Raw genomic sequence first — 22,021 nt, forward strand, 5'->3', positions numbered from 1 at the left:
GGACTCCATCAGACAGGAAAGGGGCTGTAGCCCCTTCAATCAGGCGTCAGCCAGTTCCAGAATCTTGATCGCGTTGGAGTCCACCACACCGCCGCCCAGGTACTTATCGGTATGCACCTTATAAAATCCGGGTTCGGTGATATTGTCCGGGCGAGTACGCGCACCCGTAGTGTGATCGACAATGAAATAGCCGCGCTTGAAGTCACCTACCGCAAGGAAGGCTTCCCCGGCTTCGGCATTTGGCAGGGTTTCAAGGTAGTGAACAGGACGGCCTAACAACGTATCGGGAGAATTCGCCACCAGCCGATCACGCCAGATGTAATCGCCATTACCGTTTTTCAGCTTCTGCAACGTGGCGGCGGTATTGGAGTTCATCACCCATACAGCATTTTTACGGTATTTGGCTTTCAGCTTGTACAGCAGGTCGATCAGGCCGTCAGAGGTAACAGCAGCGGCTTCCATCTTCTCCAGCGTACCAAATGGACGAGTTTTATCGCTGGTAGCAGCGCGAGGGTAGGACAGGAAGCCTGTAGATTTTTTGGTGCCATCACCGTTAACAAAATCGTCTTCTTCGGTGGCCGTGAAAGTATCGGCGATTTCAGAGGTCAGCCAGCCGAGAATATCTACCTCGGAGAAATCGAGAATCTCCTGGGTGGTTTTCGGGTAGGCATACACCGGATTCACCTTAATGGAAACTTCTTCCAGCTTCGGCGTGCTGGTCTGTGTGCGGGCTTCGCCTTCTGTACCACGGTTCACCGTAGCGCCACCCACCGATACCAGCTTTTTGTATTCGTTGGTCTTGGTGGTTCTCACCGTAGCGATGGAGCGCATCACGCTATCGTCCTGCAACTGGCGCATGACGTCTTTATCCAGTTCAGGAATAACGGTATAGCCACCGTCAGCGCCCACCGCCGTAGACAAGGTGCGGGTTTCGCCTGTCAGAATGTAATGGCGTAGCTCGTCGTTGGTGACTTTGCTTCGGGTCGATTTATCTTCAGGGTTGTTTTTCGCGTCTTCACGTTCTGCCGCCGCCAAATCTTCAAAACGCTGGATTTCGGTATTCAGGCTTTCCACCTGCGCCTTGATCGCATCAAACTGTTTGGCTTCTTCTTCGGTGAGGCTACGCTTCTCTTCTTCCGATTTGGTCAGCAGGGAGCGCATTTGCGTAGTGAGATCGGTTTTCTTCTGGCGGAGTTCAAGCAATTTTTTCATGTCGTGGTTTCCGTAACGTTTGTAGTTAAGACGTGAAACCAGCGCGGGGAAGGGTTGAGGCCGTTTAATTTTTTGTGCGTCAGCATTGCTGACTCGCAACTTGATTAAATGGTCAAGTGGCGGCTCACGTCTGAGTGCCACTCTTCAAGATATACATGAAAAATATTAAGGGAAGCCCCTATGTTCCGAGCTTTAAGCGCTAAAAAGCACGGAAACCAAACATTTACAAAATTATGCTATTTCCTTCTTATCATTTTTTTGAGTAATGCCATAAATAACAGGAATAGAATTAAGCATCATCATGACAAAACCGACAATAAACGACAGCACACCCGCCAACCAACCCAACCTTTCATAAAAAACCTGAGAAATAAAGAATAAATTAGGTATAAAAATCAGGACATATACTAAAAAAATAATAATCCCAATCACACTCATCACACCGCCTCTAACCTTATTTTTGTCTAAAAGCGCCATGACAATATAAGCGGTTATTAGTGAATAAAACGCCCATGAAAAATAACTTGCTGACTCATTAAAAGCCAGTTTTAGTAAACCTAAAAAATGATCCATATCTTCCTCACTTATCACTCATCCATTCAGGCGGCGTTGACATCTTGCTTCGGTATTCCTGCAAATGCTCAATCATTGCGTCAAACTGTTCAAGATTGGTAGCAAATATCTCCCCCGAAAAGGTACTACGCACAAACTCGTGATGATCAATCCAGAAGAATGCACCATCTTGCAACAATTGCCGATAGTGGCTGGTATGCATCGTACTCATATCAGTAATACCGTAATTATCATGATGCTCTTGGATATCTTGTAACGTAACAGGCATATCGCCCTCCTATAAAATTAAAAAATATATGTTTAAGTGTTCACCTGTTCACCTTTGTCTATTTCGCTTTATTTTTCATTGCGTTATAGGGTGAAGACTTTCATTTCAAGTGTTCACTAGTGTTCACCCTAACCCTTCACCCTTTGGAAGAGATTCCATAAAAAGGTGAACAGGTGAACACTTGGTGAATACTTAGAGAATAAGTGTTCACCCATTAACTCACTGTTATTAAATGGATTTTTAACAGGGTGAATACTGGTGAACACTTCGTCTATAAGTTTTATTTTTTCCCCTCTTCATATTGGCTGCTTTGGGGAGCGTCACATTGCGGCATCCACTCATCTGAATCATCATTCAACGTAACGTTTGAGCGTATCCCTAATTTCGTCTTCCGCTTCTGGTACTCCTTACCGTACTCAGCCATTGCCCCAGGCATATCAATGCCAAAGCGCATCAGAGATACAGGCTTGCTAAGCCCATTGGCTCGCATATAAGCAAGGTAGGCGTGATACAAGTAGCGACGTGGGCTAAATGGAACGATCTCAGCATTACCAATAAACATGCCATCACACAGCACCGACGCCATCAGATAGCCGCAGAAGTCCACCAGCGAATCCCCTTCACGCTTAATAGCCAGCGCCTCTTCGGATTTTTGCTGTTCGTGCAACAAACGCTTTGCCTCGTCCTGCTTACCAAAGCGAGTTAGTAAGTGCCGCATGATGACGGCCAGTTCACCTTCTATCTTTTCCGCCAGCATCGGATCACGTTCATTTTCCGGCACGACTTCGGAGAAGTTGAAAATCACCCGTCGCCGGGATATGCCCCCGCTTCGGTCACTGAATGTCATGGCGTTATTGTTGACCGCCAGCACCACGGCAGGAATGCGCGTTGAGTAAGGCGCTTTGTGTTTAGGGTCGATAGATACCTTATCCCCGCCCGTTATCGCCTTAATCCCTGCGCCGTCACCAGCGTAGCGGGTCATGTCCGGCATGATGATGAGCGAATAGCCAACCACCAGCGCACGATCTCGCGGGTCCTCCAGCGCCTTCATACTGGCTGATACGGTATTGGCTTTACCTGCCAGCATGGTGCAGATTTCTGCAAAAACGCTTTTACCACTGCCACCTGGTCCCGTAATTTCAAGGAACAACTGCCAGTCATAGCGGTTAGCCAGCACCATAAACAACGCTGACAGAACACGATCCGCTTTCCGTTTATTGTTGCCAACGGAACGGCTTAACCATTTCCAGAAGCTGGGCGCATGGGTCGCCAGCGTTTCCCCCTCTGCTGGGGCGCTGAATGGCAACTCACTGGCAATCAGTAACCAATCCTCTTGGCTATGGTCACGGAATTGTCCGGTACGGGTATCAAATACCCCGTTACTGAACCCGATAAGGTTACGAGCGGTAGCCCCCATGACAGGCAAGCTCAGTTTCATGGTTTCCACTGCGGATTTAATGGCGTTCTGCGAGTAGGCAATCTCCGCATCGATAAAGATTTGCGCCATTTCCCGCTGTAAATCCTTATCGGCCACTGGCTCCCATATCACGCCGTTATAGTGATGAACGGTGTCAGAATCGCCGTGTACAGCTAAAGCGCCGCCATAATGCGCCCTTAACACTTCACCGCGTTGGCTGGCTCCCATGCGGGAAAGGTCAGTTACCCCTATATCCTGCGCCTTCTTCTTTGGCGGGGATGAGGGAAATACTCGGTTAATCCGCTCATCGTCACAAAGCTGGGCTTTCACATCCTCCTGACCAATAATTCCGGCCACCAGCGCCATACGCTTTTCACGCTGCTTCTTTGAGTCAGTCGCTACCAGTCCCTGATCGCACAACCATTCGTAAGTGGTTTGGGTGGCATCCGCCAGCTTATGGAGTTCTACGGCTAATTTCCCATAACCTTTGGTACTGTCACTATGTCGTTGTATTGCCCGTGCTACGTCTTTCGGATTCAGCACATGACCATTAACCCACAGATACAGGCAGGAAAATAAGGCGTCGGACATGGCTTCCTGACGCTTCACTTTTGTGGACATGCCTGACCTCCATCTATGCAGGTAAACTCGGCAATAAAGCGGCTATCGGGATAAACACACTCCGCTGAATAACCATCGCGCACAAACGTTACACGGTTAAAGGCGTTGTCCCTGACAGTGACACGTTGGCCGTTCTTGTCCTGATAGCGATCATTTGGTTGAGGTTGGCGCATTGCGTACCTCCGTCGCTTTATCAAGATGATTAATCGCACCAGCCACCAATGATAAAACAGCGGCAACAAGATTAGCCTCTTCTTCGTCCTGCGCCTCATTTGATAAGGAATCAAGCCACATAGAGAGAACCGCCCTGGCCTGTTTGTTCATTACATTGGCATGTTCTACGCACGTAACGACTTCAAGGTGTTGTCCGTTCATGACTGAATCCCCGCATCCAGCTCCTCAAAGCACGTAATGGCGTAAATACCATCAACCCACAAATAAACTTCATGGCGTTGCTGTTCGTCAGTGATTTGGGGAATGACCTCAGTCAGCAGGTGCCGTAATCCCACCTGAGCGCGTAACAGGCGACTACGCGATATGTTTTCCGGGATAACGGGTACTGGCGCACAAGTGGAACCAATCAGAGCGTTAACACGTCGCTGATCGTCGTAGTAAGCATCCAGATTGATTTCTTTAGGCATGATGCACCTCCGCCAGTTCAGCTTCTGCCTTTTCCAGCATTTCAGTGACAGCTTCAAGCGCGTTTTCTACAGCGGCGCTATTAGTATCCTGCGACGCAATCAGGGTAATAATCGCCTTAGCGTGGACAATCTGAGTGATCGCCTCTTCGGTATGATTGAGGTGGTTTTTAGACATGACCGACCTCCGTTTCCGATGCTTGGAAAGCTTGATGCAGGCTGTTAAGGCGTTCCGCTAATACGAAAGTTAAAATCTCTTTAGCTTCGGGGTTGCTCAGTTCAACAATGGCGTAGGCCAGCGCACGGCACTGATCGATAACCTCTTCCAGTTCTAACGGCGTGTTATCAAACATGGCGCACCTCCTGAACAGGCAGGCGACCAGCAAAAACCATAACGCAGCCATCAGGTGATTTTTCCCGTGCTTCGCGTTCGGTAGTGGCGATGATGCGAACAATACCTTGAGACGAAATGCCCAGCGCCAGAAAGCGATACTGAAATTCCGGGCGAGTTTGGGTAGACTGGATATCAGCCATAGTGTTAGCTCCAATAACATTGTGGTTAGAAACCTCGGTAGTGCCGCAAACACTCCGGGGTTTCGCTGTTTTGGCACCTCTAAGAAATAAAGGTGTCGGACACAATGTATTTTATTCGTGTCGGACACGTCAAGCATTGCACTGAATATTTTTTTGTATATGATTGTCGGACACCATTTTGCAAGGAATCCAGTAATGGCAACAAAGTCAGTGAATGCCAAGTCAAAAAGATTTGACGTGCGGGTTCCGCACAATATCGCCGATGCAGTTGAGCGTTTGAAAGAAGACGGTGAAAGTACCGGACAGTTTGTTGTTACTGCCCTTGAAGGCGAGATCAAACGCCGCCAGCGTAAGCAAGCCAGAACGGAATCTGAAAGCTGAACAGGGTTACTCCCCGTAATGCTGTGAACTGCCCCGATGATTTCGGGGTTGTTTTGCGGGTGACTAATAGTCACGCACAAATTCCGAACTAACCCTCTTAAAGAGGTTAAGTTATCCCCGCACGTCTCTGTGTCATTCGTCGAAACCTCTAAACCACGTTTAACGTTGTTTTGCCTCAGCCATGTAACTCTATGATTTCTTTCCTTACATCCAATCAGGATGATTGCCGAACCTAAGCAGTGTTTATGTTCAGGCGAACCTGAATACGGGCAGACTAAGCGCAATTTTGCGCTTTGCTTTTCTTTCAAGCGGTTAACATGTTGATTTTGTTCCAGAGGACATTTTTGGGCTTTGGGTAATAACCACAAATATGTGGTATTCTGGACACGCTTTAGTTTTATGCAGTGACATGAGCGGCCTGGCGTGGCCGCTTTTGTTTTATTTAGCATTTGGATTATCCTTCCCGAAATTGAGCGGCAACTGGCTTAGGCTTTTAACCAGGTATTCCGCTTTCTCCAGTAGAACCAAATCATCCTGTCGTCTTCTGAGGCGGCGACCTGCATCACTCGAATCTTCATCCGAAAACTGACGAGCGGAAGTAACGATGTGTTGGAGTTCGTTGATGGTATGGGCTAAATATCCATCCCTTTGGCGATCCAGTTCTTCCATGTAGTCATATACCGCAGCTTGAAGCTCATAGCTGTAGCTCATTGCCATTAGGCAGGCTTCGCGCTTGGGGAATAGGTAACCGGGATATTCTTCCCCGTTTTGCTCATTGCGGAATGGGTATGCGAAATTTTTCGCATACCCCACACCAAGCACTTTGGGTACTTTTTTGTTGAAATCTGCATGGCGGAGTTTGTGATATTTGTTGCAAGGGAAACCCACCCCCTCCGCTTTGGCCTTTGATTTACGTTCGTCATTTATATAAGCAACCATTTGCAGGCTGCTCATCATTGGTACTGAATTAACTATCAGGCTGCTTTCAGGGTGATCGAATCCCTGCCCGGTAAGGGCATTTAATTTTTTCATTGTTGATTACCTGTCGTTAATTAAGCTGATTTTCGGCTATATGGTGTATTAACGTTCTCGACGGCTGGGGGATTGCGAACCCACCAAAGCACATCACTAAGAAGCCAGGCGCAACTATTACGGCCAAAGTGACAACGGGGCGGAAATTTGCCTTCATTCTCCATATTCCAACGAGTGGAACGGGAAAGGCTGGTTATTTCTTGACACTCGCTTTCACGAATACGACGATCAAACTTGAAACCGTATTCTTCAAGGATGGTACGGCGTTGTGTTGGGGTTGGTGGGGTAAAGCTAGTTTTCACTATGTTGTCTCCGCTGTTTTGATGTTTGCAGAGACAGCATCTATTTTTTTATACAAATTATTAAGCAGTTAGTCCCTTAATAAGGTGTTAAACCTTAATGAGATACTTGCTGAGGTTATTCTTTTAGCCATCTACCAATCGTATAGTCATCAAAGGAAATACTCTTCCCCTGTGATGTTGCTGTCGCTTCTAGTAATTCTGATATCTTCTTATAATTTCCTATTGATTCGGGATAAAGCTCTTGAAGCATTATTTTTATAGCATTTCTTGCTGATGATGAAGTTCTTTGTCTTTTCTTAATATCGACAATTCCAACCGAATATGAGTCAGATTTATTTTCTTCCTCATCTTTACCATCCCAAATGCCAATTTTAAAAAAATTTACTATTTTTTGAAGGTTATCATGATCAATTATTAAATTTGTTTTTTCTACATTAACTGGTTTTTCAAAACATAAAAAATCGTTTCTTCTATATGAAGAAAAACCATGAACAAATGCCACGCCAGATTTATTATCCATATCTAAAACACCAAACATATCAGATAAAACAACACCCTCATCAATAAATCTAGTTACTATTGTTGGAACTATATCCCATAGCCCATAAGCTTTCCCTGTGTATGTAAATAACCCAACATTACTTTCTTCATCCAAGAAGGAATCTTCGCTTTCCACTCCATTATCTAAGAACCATCTTCTACCTGTATAAATGTTATCGCTACCATAAATATCACCTAACATTCGATAAAAAGATCTTTCCAATCTATCATCGGGTAAGTATCTACTTAAACTACAGGGTTCGGCATTAAGATTAACCTGCAACTTAATACGCCCTGTGAGCCAGAAATGAATAATATCATCGACTTCGCACTCTAATAAATTAGACGCACGAACTAATTTATAATAATCCATAATAGGTTTCATAATTACCTCAATATAATTCACATTCGCTTAGCAGACGATAATATAAATATATTCTCATGCCCATCCGCTAATACATCCAGCCGTTCTACCCACTTGTTCAGTGCATCCAGCTTTTCCGGTAGGTATAGGCTACGGTTGTAAATCGCCATAACTCCCGGCATTGAATGCCCTAATAGTTGCTCGACAACATGAGGGGCGATCCCCATGTTATTCATACCCGTTGAAAGCGTCCGGCGTAAGTCGTGCAGTGTCCACGCCTCAGAATGACCTAACTTTTTATAAACGCCTCTTCCCCACTGGCTGACAGCTTCAACATTCTTCTCTGTACCAAGTAGGAGGCCAGACTTGCCGTAATCCTGGTATAACTGTTCGATGAATGGCCGTAACGTTTCAGGTACTGGCCGCACAATCTTTTCACCGCCTTTACTGTGTTCTTTGGGAACCGTCCAAATCCAGGCATCACGATCCCATTCTTGCCACGTTGATAAACGCGCTTCCTGAGAGCGGCAACCAAACACCATAATGATTTTTAGTAGATGCGTGTAATAAGGCATAAACCTATCCCCAGATAGAATAGCCGCCCATAAATCACCAGCTTCAATATCACTCAACACGCGATCCTTTTTGCGCTGCTTTTTGCCAACATCAGGGATTGTGAGGTCGTCTAAAGCATTGCTCACCGCGTAACGGCGAACACGGCAAAATTTCAGGGCTTGCTTGCACATTTGGAAAACGTAGCCAGCCGCTACTGGCGTTTCCTTTTTGATGCGATCAAAGCATTGCAACCAGTAACGTGTTTCACAATCGGCCAACGCCATTTTCCCGATATAGGGATAAATATGCTTCTTCAGTTGCGCTTCATGCCGTTTCACGTTGGCGCGATTATCTTCGGCGTACTGTTTGATCCAATACTCAAGCGCTTCTTTCACCGTTACGGGCTTTAACGTCTCTTCTACGGTCAGAACAAGCTGATGGCGCGGGTCTTTACCAGAAGCAAGCCAATTACGGCACTTATCACGCGCTTGTCTGGCTTCTTTAAGGCTCATATCCGGGTAACGTCCCAGCGTTACGCGACACAACTTTTCACCAACTAGACGATAGGTAAACACCCAGCTAATGCCACCCGCTTTTGAAGCCTTCGCGCTCAACCCGGCACCATCAGCATAGAACTCAATCTTTTGGTTGGGTACGCCCATTAAGTTCCGTAGCCGCTTGTCGCTCAGTTTGTTGAGTTCACCCGCCATAATGCCCCAAAGTGTTTATACAAATGTTTATACATAAATCTCTGCATAACAGCATAAACAGTAAAAAGCACTGGAACAATATACAGTGAATATAATTCTTAACTTACTGATTATTAAAGGTAATAGAGAAACACAAGGAAGCATGAAGACAGGAAATAAAAATGTACGGCATGAACTGATACTAATCAGTTAAGCATTTGAAAAAAGGCGCTTTACCTCTTTTGGTTAAGCGCCTTTTTCTTTGCTTCGATTTAGGCAGAAACGGCCTTAGCGTGGCGGTCTGAATCATTGCGTCTGCAAGATGAGGAGTCTGTTTCTAATGACTCATTCCCTCTGGTTTATCCGTTTCTGACGCATGAAAGAGTCGGTGCAGGTTATCTAGCCGTTCCGCTAACACGAACGTTAAAATCTCTTTCGATTCTGGATGGTTCAATTCGACAATGGCATAAGCCAGCGCACGACACTGCTCGAGCGCTTCTTCGGGTTCTAACGGAGTGTTATCAAACATGGCGCACCTCCTGAACGGGCAGGCGACCAGCGAAAACCATGACGAAGCCATCGGGAGAATGTTCTCGTGCCTGACGTTCGGTGGTAGCGATAATATGCACGACACGTTGGGACGATGTGCCCAGAGCAAGAAAGCGATACTGAAATTCGGGGCGAGTTTGGGTAGACTGGATATCAGCCATAGTGTTAGCTCCAATAACATTGTGGTTAGAGGCTCGGTTAGTGCTCCAACACTGCCGAGCTTCGCATTTCATAGGTGAATCGCACCTATGCAGCTAACATTACGCCCAAGTGAATCGCACCTCAAGGTATTTTTTAGAGTTATTTTTACGTATACTGAATCGCACTTAGCACATGGAGATCCAGTAATGGCAACGGGTTCAATTAACAACAAGTCACAGCAGTTGAATGCACGGTTCCCGCACGATGTTGTTGCTGAAATGGAAAGTAGCCTTGAAGCAGGTGAGACAAAAGCGCAATTCATCATCACCGCAGTAAAAGGCGAGATAAAACGCCGCCAGCGCAAATCGCCCAAAGACGAATCCAAAGACTGATTGTTATTGCGGGTAGATTAGGCTGTACTGGTTCGTGGTTAGTTTGGCAGGCAGATCACGCCAGAAGTGGTCGTATGAGAAAACCCAAAAGCCATTCCTGTAGATTCCTTTTTGTCGATGTTATCTCTTATTGAGGTTCGAAACTCCTTATAGCTTGTATGAGTGCAGGATTCATCTGCGTGGTTCTGAAAGGCTTTTGGGAACTAAGGAGAGGATTTGCCCCAATACATGCTCAGCGTGTATTGGGGCAAATCCTGATGACATGGTAAATCCGTTATAGAGACGGGTTCACTTGAACTAGCGAAATACATCAAAACTCGTTAGATATTGCTTATTTTTGTCCGATACAAAAAATGTTGTATTATCCGTATTTCCCTGTAATATAAAACTCATACTAAATTGTGTGAGGATGGCGTTATGAGTGATTTTTCTAATTTTAGACTAAAAAAATCAACGGAAGAGAGCCTTAAGGAATATGTTAATGACTTCGGGATGACAGTTGATGATGTTATTTTGAACTTAATAAAAGAGAATAAGTCGTTAAAATCATCACTTGGACAAAATTTTACTTTATCAGACGATGAGGACACTCACCGCTTCAAAGATTATATGATTCATAAGCTGCCTAAAGGGAAGATTCTTGTCACCAAAGACGGGCTTAAGGTAAGTAATATGAAAAAAATATTGGTTGAGGCAGGCAGCTCTGTAGGTATGGATGAAAGCAAACTTGATCCGGATTTAACCACCTATGAGATAGGGCGTTTTCTGTTTAAGCATCTTCAGGAGTGATGAATTTACCGCCTATCAAGGCTGTAAAATGAAATTACTGGACAGATTCCATTGTGACCCCGATTGCCTGCCAAGGCAGTCGGGAGTCCACATTGAATAGCCATATTAAAATTCAAACACATTCCAACAACTGCTACCAAGGATGTTTTTCCCAAATCTAACGTCTGCTTTACACCTTGAGGCACTCAACCAGCTCAAACTCTTCACACACCAGCAGCATATCTGGGGCGAAGGTGCCTTCTCGTTCGAAAAACTCCTGATGTGCTTGCTGCCAGAAAGCCAGGCTTTTATCCCCTTCGCCTTCTTTCGCCGCCATCTCAGCAGTAATATCGCAGTAGCGCACCAGCGTTAACGAGCGCGTTCGAATCACGCAGGAGGGCTGTCCGGCACCGTCCAGAACGATGTTGTAATCGCCGACCTGTGGCGTTTCCTCGTTTTTAAACGCGTGATACGAGCTACAGGTCGCCGTTTTATGCCCTTCCCGCACTAGTTGCAGAAGTTCATCCGCCAGCTCGGGGCTATCGCCAAACGCCCAGCGCAGCGCGTCTGGGTACTTTTCCAATCCTTGTTTATGGCTCATCATCTTCCTCTGTTATACGGCTATGATTGCTTTCTTCTCTCACGCCATCATAGCCGTAAAACGACCATCAGGTAATATCCACTTCCACCCAGAGCGCCGCATGGTCGGACGCAGCCGTGTCCCATGATGTCACTTCCGGTAGCGGCGTAACGGGTTCCGCGCCCTCTTTGGCGGCAATTTTGTCGATATTATAAATCCCCCGTCGCTCGACGCCCCACCCCACCACCGCCTGATGCAGCGGTGCAGAAAGGAAAATGTAGTCCAGTTGATTTAACCGCGCACCTTTCTTGCCACCAGCGAAATAGTAGGTATAACGCTCTTTTTCCGGACGTTCAGGGTCAATAACAGGGTGCAGATTCGACAGGGAAAACAGCGGAGCCAAACTTTGCCAGGGGTTTGACGAGTCTTCGTTCAAATCGCCGAGAATCACCACATAATCCTTCTTGAGATCGTAAGTCTGTTGGACAATCTCTGCGACGCGTTCGGATTGGTCACGGCGCTTCTGCGCCCCACGCTGTCGCTCTTGTTCTGTTTGACCGCTTTGGCTTTTGAAATGGTTGCACAGGATATAAATTGGCTGTTTGAGGCCAGCATCCAGCGTGACTTCAAGGCAATCACGGCTAAATACGGGGTCGAACTGCTTTCCGGCATCAAAAATATGGGTGCGTAGCTGGGCGATTCGATAACGCGTCAGGCAGGCAACATCAATGCCGCGTGGGTCATTCGGGCTGTCGATCATCACGAACTGACTAAATTTCTTTTTCCCGAGTACCTGACTGTTGAAATCCCGTAGTACATCCATGTTTTCGACTTCAACGGCGCACAGGATGTCGGCGTTAAGCAGGTTAATAATCTTGCCCGTGTTCTTGCGCTGTTGGCTGCTGAATTCCTGCGATTTAAACACAATTTCACCGATCCAATCTCCACGACCACGGCAGCTTTTATTGATCCTGAAACCCGTACCAGCCTCCTCCTTTTTCCATCTCCCCAACGTGCCTGCGTCGGTACGGATATCAATATAAGGACGGAGTGCGATAGAAAGGCGGAATACCTTATCCTTCAAGGCATCATCGTATTGGGGCTGTTCGAGAAGTTGCTGAAGCTGCCTGACCTGTTCCAACAAGGCATCGATCTGCTGGGAGTCGGGGAGGTTAAGAATCGCGGTGCGATGAAATAGGTTCTCAACGTTATAGCTGGCGATACGGATCTTCATTGTTGTCTCCTTAACGGATAACGACAGAAGCAATAGTCCTCTTTAAGAGTAGGCTTCTATTGTGACAACCACGCTGCATAGAAAGTAAAAATGCGGAAAGGCTTGATGACAATACGAATAACGGGAATAACGTGATAATGAATAAAGTATAAGGCGCAATGAAAAACCCCAGCCGGAAACGCTTTACGCTTTTATTTCACTATCACCGTTTTCATGATGTAAATCGGTTCATCTGCCACCTCACGCGGGTCAGTAAGCGATGAGGTTTTATGCCTACTGTATCAGGTGGGTATCGGCGCATCGGCAGCAATCAGTTTTTGCTCCCTGAGCTCGTCCCAAAAGCCCTTTGGAATACTCACCTTCATCGACTGGATATTGGCTTCGACCTGTCCAGGAGCACGAGCACCAGGAATAATGGCCGATACGATTGGCGGTGCAGCAGCAAATTGAAGCGCCGCCGTACGAATGTCAATACCGTGCCGATCTGCGATAGTGGCTAAACGAGCCCGCTTCTCAACTACGCCGGGAGGAAGATCATTGCTAAAGTGGTAACGATTTCTCCCCCCCAGAAAACCGTCGTTAAGCGGCGTACCTACCGTCACCGTAATGCCTTTTTTCGCCAAAGCCGGAAACGTTTTTGTCAGTGTTTCCTGATGGTCGATAATACTGTACTGGCAGGCAAGTAAAACAATATCCGGTGTTAGCCCTTTGTCCAACGCAGCCGCCATCACGGCAGCGTCAGCGCGGTTGATACCGAAACCCCAGGCTTTGATGAGCCCTTCCGAACGCATCCGTTCCAGCTCAGCCATCGCACCGTTACGCGCAATCTCAAATGATGTCGTCCACGGCGTAGGCAATTCTGTATTATCCGGGCTGAGATCGTGAATGTAGACGATATCAATACTGGACAACCCTAACCGTTGCAGACTGTCTTCAACAGAGCGTCGGGCACCTGCCGCGGTATAATCATACTCATAAGAAAAGTTGAGTTTGTCCGCCCATAGCGAGTCAGGCAACGGCGTTCTGCTGGGATGAAAAATACGCCCCACTTTTGTAGAAACAAGGTATTGATCGCGCGGCTTGTCACGCAGGAACCTCCCGAGCCGATGTTCGGAAAGGCCGTGACCGTAGAAAGGAGAAGTATCGTAGTAGCGAACACCGCCGTCCCACGCGGCTTGTAGCGTAGAGTGTGCCAACTCATCACTGATAGGGGCAAAAATATTGCCAATCTGTGTGCCCCCCATACCGAAGCGGAAAGGTGTCCGATAGCGGATATCCTTCGTTGCAGGGGCATTGAGTGGTAATGCCGTACCTGTAACCCTGCCACGCGTCGGCAACACCGTTCCCTGCACCGTCAGGGGTTGAAAAGCTGAAATAACCCCATTCGCATTATCCGTTTGGGCAAACGCACGCCCTGTTGCCACAAGAGCGGCACTTCCAGCAGCCAGCTTCAGAAAATTTCTGCGTTCCATACTGCATACCTCTTCGTCGATGATTATTGATTGCGCGATACCCACGACAGAAAAACGGCGTAAGACCATCTTTTCATTCAACGTAAATCGGGGGCTTCCCCCAGTAACGCAGGATCCCAATGTTCTACCGCTTTACCGTCTTTAATACGCCACGTGTCATACCATGTTGTGGTATAGGAACCCCCTGCGGCTTTCGGGTCACGAACGGCGCGCGGATAAAGCACCGTAACCAAATCGCCTTCCGCTACCACGGCAATGATTTTCATATTTAGCCGTTCAGGGAGCGGCTGAGGCTTAACCTTGAGCACCTTGGTAAAGTAATCAACAACCGCGGCACGACCGCTCTGGGCGTTCGGGTTATGTTGTAAATACTCAGCAGACAGGAGTTCATCCGCTTTATCCCAATGCCCCGCGTCAAGCAATTCACGGAGGATGCGGTAAACCACCTGCTTGTTCGCGTTTAGTGCGGGATCGGGGCTGGTAAACAACGCCTCAGGGTTACGGGAAACGGACGCCGGTGTTTGAGCGTATACGGAGCCGATCGTTAGGCTTAATCCCAGTGTTGCCGTTAGAAACAGTGTCTTTATCATAAGAATCACCTTGCTATTGAGTGGTCGGGAATCGTGTACGGTGGTATCAGGAAATAACATTTGAGATAATTACGATGCCGTTAACTTTTTTACAAGTACGCACCAAAAAGTTAGTGTGATATGACTAAATCAGGAGAGAAACATGACGCCAGAATCCTCACAACGTTTTACCTGTGCTGATGTGATGGCAGAAGCGTGCCCATCACGAACCATTCTGCGTGATGTGACGAGCCGCTGGGGGGTATTAGTACTGTTGGCACTACGTGAGCGCACCTATCGATTCAGTGAACTACGGCGAACAGTGGGTGGTGTTAGCGAAAAGATGCTGGTGCAAACGCTGCAAACGCTGGAGCATGACGGTTTTGTTTTACGTGTATCACATCCCGTTATCCCGCCGCATGTCGACTACTCGCTAACGCCAATGGGCAGAGAAGTCAGCAAACTTGTCGAGGGGCTGGCCCTATGGATAGAGGGCAATCTCCCCTCCATTTTACATGCACAAAACACCTCAAATGAGGCGGATAGTCTGTTCACGCAGTAAGGTGAGCAACATCGCCAAAATGACGCAAAGCCACTATATTCACTTCTGATATAAACCATCACACAACGTGATTTATAAACAGATGTGTTGTCGCGTAGATTCATTATTAGCAAAAGTTATAAGCACATCGCTGCATACCACTCACAGGAATTCATAATGAAAAAAATACGTTTTGCTTTACTGACCAGCGCCTTGCTTGCTACCAGCGTATTCGCTCATGCTGATGACCTTAGCGCCATCAAGTCCGCAGGGGTTATCAAGTTCGGTACAGAAGGCACCTACGCGCCTTACACCTATCATGATAAATCAGGACAACTGGTTGGCTTCGATGTGGACGTTGGTCGCGCGGTAGCAGAAAAGCTCGGTGTGAAAGCTCAGTTCATTGAAGGACGGTGGGACGGCTTAATCGCCGGTATTGATGCCAAACGCTACGATGCGGTCATCAATCAGGTTGGCGTAACCAAGGAACGTCAGGTTAAGTATGATTTCTCTAAGCCTTATATTGATTCCAAAGCCGTGCTGGTTGTTCGTGGTGATAACACCAGCATTAAAGATTTCAGCGATCTGAAAGGCAAAAAATCGGCACAAAGCCTGACCAGTAATTATTCGAAGCAAGCCACCAGCTACGGCGCAGAAATTGTACCAACGGACGGCTTTAACCAGTCGCTGGATCTGGTTCTCAGCGGCCGTGCCGACGCCACGTTAAACGATAATCTGTCATTCCTGGATTTCAAAAAGCATAAGCCAGATGCCAACGTGAAGATTGCGGCAACCTCAAAAGACGGCGAACCTTCCGCTATTCTGGTGCGTAAAAACCAGGCGCCACTGGTGGAAGCATTGAATAAAGCTCTGGATGAAATCAAAGCAGACGGCACCTATAAAACAATATCTGTGCGATACTTCGGGGAGGATGTTTCTCAATAATCGCACTGTTACCAGGGCGTGTTGTTATCAATGCAATTGTTATCACTGCAATTGTTATCAATGCAATTGTTATCAGCGCGCGCTGTGATTAGCGCATACCGTTATCGGAGCTCGTTTTCATGCCGCCTTGGCTACAACTCATGGCAGACTCCTTCTGGAGTCTGCTGTCTGCGGGACTGAAATTTACTGTCCCTCTGGCTATCCTGTCTTTCATCTTTGGCTTAGCTCTCGGCATTCTCATCGCGCTGGTTCGCCTCTATGGCCCAAAGCCGCTGAAATGGCTGGGAGATTTCTACGTCTGGGTCATTCGTGGAACGCCGTTGCTGGTACAGCTTTTCCTGATTTTTTATGGGCTGCCTAGCGCAGGCATTACTCTGGATGCCTTCCCCGCTGCACTTATTGGTTTCACCGTCAGTGTGGGAGCCTATAGCTCGGAGATCGTTCGTGGGGCAATTCTGTCTGTCCCGAAAGGCCAATGGAGTGCCGCCTATTCTCTCGGTATGAATGGCAGGCAGGCGATTCGCTGGGTCATCTTCCCCCAATCCGTTTTCGTTTCGCTACCGCCGCTCTCCAATACGTTTATTTCCTTGATCAAGGATACGTCGCTAGCCGCCGTTATTACCGTGCCGGAGATGTTTTTATCCGCTCAGCGTATCGTTTCCGTTACCTATGAACCTCTGATTCTGTATGTCGAGGCTGCACTGATTTATCTGATGTTCAGTACGGTGCTGAGCCAACTACAGGTTAAGCTCGAAAAGTACTATCAGCGTCACATCACACACTAGCATTCTCTACATCAGCCCACGCAACCCGATGGGCTGATGACGTTACCACACACCTCATTTCTCCCTGCTTAACAGGCAATCCCACACCTGAAAATACTCGCACTGGCTAGAAATATCCCACACTCTCTTTTAGCGCACCAAAAAAGGGCGCATTGCCTTCTTTGCATTTGTCACAGTGCGCACATACCCAATTAGAATTACCTACTTAGATCAATAACCATTCCATTTCGTCTTCATTATCAAGCAAATAAAAAACTGGCATTTTATTTGCTTTGCTCTGCTTACGTCGGCATACCGACAGACGGGTATGGTGCACCTTATTGTGCGCCGCAACACAACTGTGTACTGCAACAACAGCAGATAACTCTAGACGCTAGGATGATTATGAAAAGAATAGTGATTTCTACTCTGGTTGCTGGCGCGTCATTCTTTGCCGCCATCAACCAAGCCCATGCTGGTGCAACGCTGGACGCCATTCAGAAGAAAGGATTTGTGCAATGTGGTATCAGTGATGGCTTACCCGGCTTTTCCTATGCAGACGCCAGTGGCAAATACTCCGGTATTGACGTTGACGTGTGCCGCGGTCTTGCAGCTGCCGTATTCGGTGATGCCAATAAAGTCAAATACACGCCGCTGACGGCGAAAGAGCGCTTCACCGCACTCCAATCCGGCGAAGTTGACGTGCTGTCGCGCAACACCACCTGGACCTCCTCTCGTGACGGCGGAATGGGTATGCTCTTTACTGGCGTAACCTACTACGACGGCATTGGCTTCCTGACGCATAACAAAGCGGGCTTAACCAGTGCAAAAGAGCTGGATGGCGCAACCGTTTGTATTCAGGCCGGAACCGATACCGAGCTGAACGTCGCGGACTACTTCAAAACGCATAAAATGCAGTATACCCCCGTCACGTTCGACCGCTCTGATGAAAGTGCCAAAGCGCTGGAATCTGGCCGTTGCGATACGCTGGCATCAGACCAGTCACAGCTGTACGCACTGCGCATCAAGCTGAGCAAACCTGCTGAATTCATCGTTCTGCCAGAAGTGATTTCCAAAGAACCTCTGGGCCCGGTCGTACGCCGTGGCGATGAAGAGTGGTTCTCTATTGTACGCTGGACGCTGTTCGCCATGCTGAATGCCGAAGAGATGGGTGTGACCTCGAGAAACGTCGATCAACTGGCAGCAAAACCGACTACGCCAGATATGTCTCACCTACTTGGTCATGAAGGCAGTTACGGCAAAGATCTCAAACTACCGAATGATTGGGCATTCAAAATCATCAAACAGGTTGGTAACTACGGCGAAATATTTGAACGTAATGTCGGTATGGGCAGCGAGCTGAAAATTAAGCGCGGCCTGAACGAACTGTGGAACAAAGGCGGGATCCAGTACGCACCAGCGGTACGTTAATTATCAGAACAACTCGGGCGCAGTGTATTGCTGCGCCCCTCAGTGCCCCGTATAGAGGTTCAGCATGCTACAACGCCCAACCGTAAAAGGTGATTTATCACTGACTAATCCAGCGGTGCGCGCCTGGCTGTATCAAATTGTCGTTGTTATCGCGGTATTGGCTGTCGCAGCCTACCTGTTGCACAACACCGTGACCAATCTGGCACAAAGAGGTATTACCTCTGGCTTCGATTTTCTGAATAAAAGCGCCGGCTTTGGCATCGTCCAACACCTGATTGACTATCAACAGGGCGACACCTACGCCCGCGTTTTTCTTGTTGGGCTATTCAACACGCTTTTGGTTTCAGCATTGTGCATCATATTTGCTTCTATTCTCGGCTTTACCATCGGTCTTGCTCGGCTATCCGATAACTGGCTATTACGGAAAATATCCAACATTTACATCGAGATATTCCGTAATATCCCGCCGTTATTGCAGATCTTCTTCTGGTATTTTGCCGTATTGCGAAATCTGCCGGGCCCGCGCCAGTCCATTAGTGCATTTGATATCGCGTTCCTCAGCAACCGAGGCTTTTATCTGCCATCTCCAGAGATGGGGCAAGGCACTGCTGCGTTTTTTCTTTCTCTATTGATTACGCTGGTAGTGACATGGGGCGTCTTTCGGCGTAACCAGCGCTATCACGCTTTAACCGGTCAGGCACGTAGAACCTGGCCTCTGACGTTAGGCTTGTTACTTGTCCTGTGCACACTCAGCCATCTGGTTTTCGGCCCTGCTTTTCACTGGAATGTGCCGGAATTAAAAGGATTCAATTTCCGCGGCGGTATGGTGTTGATCCCTGAACTAGCTGCATTGACGGTTGCGCTCTCGGTCTACACCTCATCGTTTATCGCCGAGATTATTCGCTCTGGTATTCAATCGGTTTCTCATGGTCAACATGAGGCAGCGCGTTCTCTCGGCTTACCCAATCCCGTAACGCTGCGTAAAGTCATCCTCCCACAGGCGTTGCGCGTCATTATTCCACCGCTGACCAGTCAGTATCTCAACATCGTGAAAAATTCATCATTAGCGGCTGCCATTGGCTACCCAGATATGGTGTCACTATTCGCGGGAACCGTGTTGAATCAGACGGGTCAGGCTATCGAAACCATCGCCATTACCATGTCGGTCTACCTCATTATCAGCTTACTGATCTCGCTGTTGATGAATCTATATAACCGAAGAATCGCGTTAGTCGAGCGCTAAGAGGACGTCATGACGATGAATCATTATACGCAAGACCGTCAGCCGCCTCATCTCAGAGCAATACAGTGGGCGCGGCGTAATCTCTTCTCAAGTATTGGTAATAGCCTGTTAACACTGTTTTGCCTCTGGCTATTATGGGTTGCCATACCGCCGCTGCTCAACTGGGCAATTTTTCAGGCTAACTGGATTGGCACAACTCGTAATGACTGTACGCGTGATGGTGCATGCTGGGTCTTCATTTATGCCAGATTTGGTCATTTCATGTATGGGTTGTATCCAGCAACAGAAGTCTGGCGCATCAATTTTGCACTCACTATCGGGCTGCTCAGTATCCTGCCGATGTTCCTGAAAACCATTCCCTATCGCGGACGTTACATTGCCGTCTGGACAGTGGCTTACCCACTCATCGCCTGGTGGCTGCTTTACGGTGGTTTTGGCGGGCTCAGTCGAGTGGAAACGTATCAGTGGGGCGGGCTAACGTTAACGCTGATTATCGCCGCAGTGGGTATCGCCGGTGCGCTGCCGCTTGGCATCCTACTCGCATTAGGCCGCCGTTCCACGCTGCCGATTGTCCGTATGCTGTCCGTTGTATTCATCGAATTCTGGCGTGGCGTACCGTTAATCACCGTGCTTTTCATGTCATCCGTGATGCTGCCGCTGTTTTTAACGGAAGGCACCACTATCGACAAACTGCTAAGGGCATTAGTTGGCGTGATTTTATTCCAATCCGCTTATGTCGCCGAGGTGGTTCGCGGTGGCTTGCAGGCACTTCCTAAAGGACAGTATGAAGCCGCTGAATCTCTGGGCTTAGGCTATTGGCGTATGCAGGGGCTGGTCATCCTTCCCCAAGCGCTGAAAATGGTTATCCCAGGTCTGGTGAACACCATCATTTCTCTCTTTAAGGACACGAGTCTGGTCATCATCATCGGCCTTTTCGATCTCTTCAGCAGCATCCAGCAGGCAACCGTCGACCCCACATGGCTGGGTATGTCGACAGAAGGTTACGTTTTTGCCGCTATGGTCTACTGGATTTTCTGTTTCAGCATGTCGCGCTATAGCCAACATCTGGAAAATCGTTTTAACACCGGACACAAGTCACACTGAGGCCATCCATGAATCAGACTGCATTAACTCAATCAACCGATCACATGATTACCTTAGAGAATGTGAATAAGTGGTACGGACAATTTCATGTACTGAAAGACATCAATTTGCAGGTCAGACAAGGGGAACGCATTGTGCTCTGTGGCCCCTCCGGCTCGGGGAAATCGACCACCATACGCTGCATTAATCATCTCGAAGAACATCAGCAGGGGCGGATTGTTGTTGACGGTATTGAATTGAATAACGATTTACGTAACATCGAAAAAGTTCGTACTGAAGTTGGCATGGTGTTTCAGCATTTCAATCTTTTCCCGCACTTAACCGTATTGCAGAACTGCACACTGGCGCCATGCTGGGTACGTCACACGCCAAAGAAAGAGGCTGAAGAGTTGGCAATGCACTATCTGGAACGTGTACGTATCGCCGCACATGCCCATAAGTTTCCGGGACAGCTATCTGGAGGGCAACAGCAACGCGTTGCCATCGCGCGTTCGCTGTGTATGAAGCCCAAGATTATGTTGTTCGACGAACCGACGTCTGCACTGGATCCTGAAATGGTGAAAGAAGTACTGGATACCATGCTGGGGCTGGCACAAGATGGAATGACGATGCTGTGCGTAACGCACGAAATGGGATTCGCTAAAACCGTCGCTGATCGAGTGATCTTTATGGATCAGGGTGAGATCGTAGAACAAGCACCACCTGATATCTTCTTCTCTAGCCCTCGTTCAGAGCGCACGCAGTCATTTCTTTCACAAATTTTGCACTAATCCAGAATAACCAGCCTGCGTACCTGCGCAGGCTTTCCCCTGCATCGAAATTATAATGGTTCTCACGGCTCGCACTGTACGAAGTTGATTGCAGTTCATATCAACTCATTGGAGTAATGTCGGGCAGAAAACAACTTCCGCCCCAAGGGGCCGTTGCTTCGCAACGTGCCAATCCGCTCCCGGCGGATTTGTCCTGCTCCAGAGCGCGCTCACCAATAAACTACAAATAAAACAAAAAGCCCAGTCTTCCGACTGGGCTTTTTGCTTTATTTGATGCCTGGCAGTTCCCTACTCTCACATGGGGAGACCCCACACTACCATCGGCGCTACGGCGTTTCACTGCTGAGTTCGGCATGGGGTCAGGTGGGACCACCGCGCTATCGCCGCCAGGC

Annotated in this window: 30 protein-coding genes and 1 rRNA gene; 10 read left to right on the forward strand and 21 right to left on the reverse strand. The window is 47.9% G+C overall.

What is annotated here, in order from left to right; genetic code table 11:
• Positions 1 to 39: 39 nt before the first annotated feature.
• The 10 genes from KP22_RS15485 to KP22_RS15525 form a co-directional block, all read right to left on the reverse strand.
• A complete protein-coding gene (locus tag KP22_RS15485; RefSeq protein ID WP_039325127.1) occupies positions 40 to 1,212 on the reverse strand; it encodes a phage major capsid protein in 1,173 nt (390 codons plus the stop codon).
• Between the two features lie 231 nt (positions 1,213 to 1,443).
• Positions 1,444 to 1,785, reverse strand: a complete 342-nt coding sequence (locus KP22_RS15490; RefSeq protein WP_039325128.1) for a hypothetical protein — start codon at positions 1,783 to 1,785, stop codon at positions 1,444 to 1,446.
• A gap of 7 nt (positions 1,786 to 1,792) precedes the next feature.
• Positions 1,793 to 2,053 (reverse strand): hypothetical protein, encoded by a 261-nt coding sequence (locus KP22_RS15495; protein ID WP_039325129.1) that lies wholly within the window; start codon positions 2,051 to 2,053, stop codon positions 1,793 to 1,795.
• Positions 2,054 to 2,333: 280 nt separating this feature from the next.
• Positions 2,334 to 4,091 carry a DNA primase family protein gene (locus KP22_RS15500; RefSeq protein WP_039325130.1) on the reverse strand — a complete coding sequence of 586 codons (1,758 nt, stop codon included), beginning with the start codon at positions 4,089 to 4,091 and terminating at the stop codon, positions 2,334 to 2,336.
• Positions 4,076 to 4,264, reverse strand: a complete 189-nt coding sequence (locus tag KP22_RS21870; protein WP_072012593.1) for a DUF4222 domain-containing protein — start codon at positions 4,262 to 4,264, stop codon at positions 4,076 to 4,078. The genes KP22_RS15500 and KP22_RS21870 overlap by 16 nt, the downstream gene beginning before the upstream one ends.
• Positions 4,242 to 4,466: a hypothetical protein gene (locus KP22_RS15505; protein WP_039325131.1), complete on the reverse strand. Its 225-nt coding sequence runs from the start codon at positions 4,464 to 4,466 to the stop codon at positions 4,242 to 4,244. Before KP22_RS15505 ends, KP22_RS21870 begins: the two co-directional genes overlap by 23 nt.
• Complete coding sequence (locus KP22_RS15510; RefSeq protein ID WP_039325133.1) at positions 4,463 to 4,732, reverse strand: hypothetical protein; 270 nt, start codon at positions 4,730 to 4,732, stop codon at positions 4,463 to 4,465. Before KP22_RS15510 ends, KP22_RS15505 begins: the two co-directional genes overlap by 4 nt.
• The gene (locus tag KP22_RS15515) at positions 4,725 to 4,907 is read right to left on the reverse strand and encodes a hypothetical protein (protein ID WP_039325134.1); all 183 of its coding nucleotides are present in this window, start codon (positions 4,905 to 4,907) and stop codon (positions 4,725 to 4,727) included. The genes KP22_RS15510 and KP22_RS15515 overlap by 8 nt, the downstream gene beginning before the upstream one ends.
• Positions 4,900 to 5,082, reverse strand: a complete 183-nt coding sequence (locus KP22_RS15520) for a hypothetical protein (protein WP_039325135.1) — start codon at positions 5,080 to 5,082, stop codon at positions 4,900 to 4,902. The genes KP22_RS15515 and KP22_RS15520 overlap by 8 nt, the downstream gene beginning before the upstream one ends.
• Positions 5,075 to 5,263 (reverse strand): host cell division inhibitor Icd-like protein, encoded by a 189-nt coding sequence (locus KP22_RS15525; protein WP_039325136.1) that lies wholly within the window; start codon positions 5,261 to 5,263, stop codon positions 5,075 to 5,077. The genes KP22_RS15520 and KP22_RS15525 overlap by 8 nt, the downstream gene beginning before the upstream one ends.
• A 195-nt stretch (positions 5,264 to 5,458) precedes the next feature.
• On the opposite strand from KP22_RS15525, the gene KP22_RS15530 reads away from it, so the two are divergent.
• Positions 5,459 to 5,644, forward strand: a complete 186-nt coding sequence (locus KP22_RS15530; RefSeq protein WP_039325137.1) for a YlcI/YnfO family protein — start codon at positions 5,459 to 5,461, stop codon at positions 5,642 to 5,644.
• 438 nt (positions 5,645 to 6,082) lie between these two features.
• Here KP22_RS15530 and KP22_RS15535 read toward each other — a convergent pair whose 3' ends face one another.
• The 6 genes from KP22_RS15535 to KP22_RS21880 form a co-directional block, all read right to left on the reverse strand.
• Positions 6,083 to 6,676: a hypothetical protein gene (locus KP22_RS15535; RefSeq protein WP_039325138.1), complete on the reverse strand. Its 594-nt coding sequence runs from the start codon at positions 6,674 to 6,676 to the stop codon at positions 6,083 to 6,085.
• Positions 6,677 to 6,696: 20 nt separating this feature from the next.
• Positions 6,697 to 6,981, reverse strand: coding sequence for a helix-turn-helix transcriptional regulator (locus KP22_RS21875; RefSeq protein WP_072012594.1), 285 nt, complete (start codon positions 6,979 to 6,981; stop codon positions 6,697 to 6,699).
• A gap of 112 nt (positions 6,982 to 7,093) precedes the next feature.
• Positions 7,094 to 7,903 carry a hypothetical protein gene (locus KP22_RS15540; RefSeq protein ID WP_039325139.1) on the reverse strand — a complete coding sequence of 270 codons (810 nt, stop codon included), beginning with the start codon at positions 7,901 to 7,903 and terminating at the stop codon, positions 7,094 to 7,096.
• A 17-nt stretch (positions 7,904 to 7,920) separates the two neighbouring features.
• The gene (locus tag KP22_RS15545) at positions 7,921 to 9,147 is read right to left on the reverse strand and encodes a tyrosine-type recombinase/integrase (protein ID WP_039325140.1); all 1,227 of its coding nucleotides are present in this window, start codon (positions 9,145 to 9,147) and stop codon (positions 7,921 to 7,923) included.
• Between the two features lie 316 nt (positions 9,148 to 9,463).
• On the reverse strand, positions 9,464 to 9,655 hold the full coding sequence (locus KP22_RS15550; RefSeq protein ID WP_039325141.1) for a hypothetical protein: 192 nt from the start codon (positions 9,653 to 9,655) through the stop codon (positions 9,464 to 9,466).
• The gene (locus tag KP22_RS21880) at positions 9,648 to 9,836 is read right to left on the reverse strand and encodes a host cell division inhibitor Icd-like protein (RefSeq protein ID WP_072012595.1); all 189 of its coding nucleotides are present in this window, start codon (positions 9,834 to 9,836) and stop codon (positions 9,648 to 9,650) included. Before KP22_RS21880 ends, KP22_RS15550 begins: the two co-directional genes overlap by 8 nt.
• Before the next feature lie 186 nt (positions 9,837 to 10,022).
• Here KP22_RS21880 and KP22_RS22555 point away from each other — a divergent pair, with 186 nt between their 5' ends.
• Positions 10,023 to 10,208, forward strand: coding sequence for a YlcI/YnfO family protein (locus tag KP22_RS22555; protein WP_039303957.1), 186 nt, complete (start codon positions 10,023 to 10,025; stop codon positions 10,206 to 10,208).
• A 417-nt stretch (positions 10,209 to 10,625) separates the two neighbouring features.
• Positions 10,626 to 10,997 (forward strand): hypothetical protein, encoded by a 372-nt coding sequence (locus KP22_RS15565; RefSeq protein WP_039325143.1) that lies wholly within the window; start codon positions 10,626 to 10,628, stop codon positions 10,995 to 10,997.
• A 169-nt stretch (positions 10,998 to 11,166) separates the two neighbouring features.
• Here the strand turns inward: KP22_RS15565 and KP22_RS15570 are convergent, their stop codons facing one another.
• From KP22_RS15570 to KP22_RS15585, 4 genes are all read right to left on the reverse strand, one after another.
• Positions 11,167 to 11,577, reverse strand: coding sequence for an ASCH domain-containing protein (locus tag KP22_RS15570; RefSeq protein ID WP_039325144.1), 411 nt, complete (start codon positions 11,575 to 11,577; stop codon positions 11,167 to 11,169).
• A gap of 67 nt (positions 11,578 to 11,644) precedes the next feature.
• Positions 11,645 to 12,790, reverse strand: coding sequence for an endonuclease/exonuclease/phosphatase family protein (locus KP22_RS15575; RefSeq protein ID WP_039303949.1), 1,146 nt, complete (start codon positions 12,788 to 12,790; stop codon positions 11,645 to 11,647).
• A 281-nt stretch (positions 12,791 to 13,071) separates the two neighbouring features.
• Complete coding sequence (locus KP22_RS15580) at positions 13,072 to 14,262, reverse strand: aldo/keto reductase (RefSeq protein WP_039325150.1); 1,191 nt, start codon at positions 14,260 to 14,262, stop codon at positions 13,072 to 13,074.
• A gap of 77 nt (positions 14,263 to 14,339) precedes the next feature.
• Positions 14,340 to 14,852: a nuclear transport factor 2 family protein gene (locus KP22_RS15585; RefSeq protein ID WP_081923387.1), complete on the reverse strand. Its 513-nt coding sequence runs from the start codon at positions 14,850 to 14,852 to the stop codon at positions 14,340 to 14,342.
• A gap of 142 nt (positions 14,853 to 14,994) precedes the next feature.
• Between KP22_RS15585 and KP22_RS15590 the strand changes: the two genes are divergently transcribed.
• The 7 genes from KP22_RS15590 (at position 14,995) to KP22_RS15620 (ending at position 21,629) form a co-directional block, all read left to right on the forward strand.
• Positions 14,995 to 15,393 (forward strand): winged helix-turn-helix transcriptional regulator, encoded by a 399-nt coding sequence (locus KP22_RS15590; protein ID WP_039303947.1) that lies wholly within the window; start codon positions 14,995 to 14,997, stop codon positions 15,391 to 15,393.
• A gap of 156 nt (positions 15,394 to 15,549) precedes the next feature.
• Complete coding sequence (locus KP22_RS15595; protein WP_039325145.1) at positions 15,550 to 16,317, forward strand: amino acid ABC transporter substrate-binding protein; 768 nt, start codon at positions 15,550 to 15,552, stop codon at positions 16,315 to 16,317.
• Positions 16,318 to 16,436: 119 nt separating this feature from the next.
• Positions 16,437 to 17,102 carry an amino acid ABC transporter permease gene (locus KP22_RS15600; RefSeq protein ID WP_005975327.1) on the forward strand — a complete coding sequence of 222 codons (666 nt, stop codon included), beginning with the start codon at positions 16,437 to 16,439 and terminating at the stop codon, positions 17,100 to 17,102.
• A gap of 384 nt (positions 17,103 to 17,486) precedes the next feature.
• Entirely contained in the window at positions 17,487 to 18,512 is a 1,026-nt protein-coding gene (locus KP22_RS15605; RefSeq protein ID WP_039325146.1) for an amino acid ABC transporter substrate-binding protein, read from the forward strand.
• A 64-nt stretch (positions 18,513 to 18,576) separates the two neighbouring features.
• Positions 18,577 to 19,755 carry an amino acid ABC transporter permease gene (locus KP22_RS15610; RefSeq protein ID WP_039303937.1) on the forward strand — a complete coding sequence of 393 codons (1,179 nt, stop codon included), beginning with the start codon at positions 18,577 to 18,579 and terminating at the stop codon, positions 19,753 to 19,755.
• 9 nt (positions 19,756 to 19,764) lie between these two features.
• Positions 19,765 to 20,859, forward strand: coding sequence for an amino acid ABC transporter permease (locus KP22_RS15615; RefSeq protein ID WP_039325147.1), 1,095 nt, complete (start codon positions 19,765 to 19,767; stop codon positions 20,857 to 20,859).
• Positions 20,860 to 20,867: 8 nt separating this feature from the next.
• Positions 20,868 to 21,629: an amino acid ABC transporter ATP-binding protein gene (locus tag KP22_RS15620; RefSeq protein ID WP_039325148.1), complete on the forward strand. Its 762-nt coding sequence runs from the start codon at positions 20,868 to 20,870 to the stop codon at positions 21,627 to 21,629.
• Positions 21,630 to 21,904: 275 nt separating this feature from the next.
• Here the strand turns inward: KP22_RS15620 and rrf are convergent.
• A 5S ribosomal RNA gene (gene rrf, locus KP22_RS15625) occupies positions 21,905 to 22,020 on the reverse strand.
• Position 22,021 lies beyond the last annotated feature (1 nt).

The organism is Pectobacterium betavasculorum, from assembly GCF_000749845.1.
Classification (GTDB): Bacteria; Pseudomonadota; Gammaproteobacteria; order Enterobacterales; family Enterobacteriaceae; genus Pectobacterium; species Pectobacterium betavasculorum.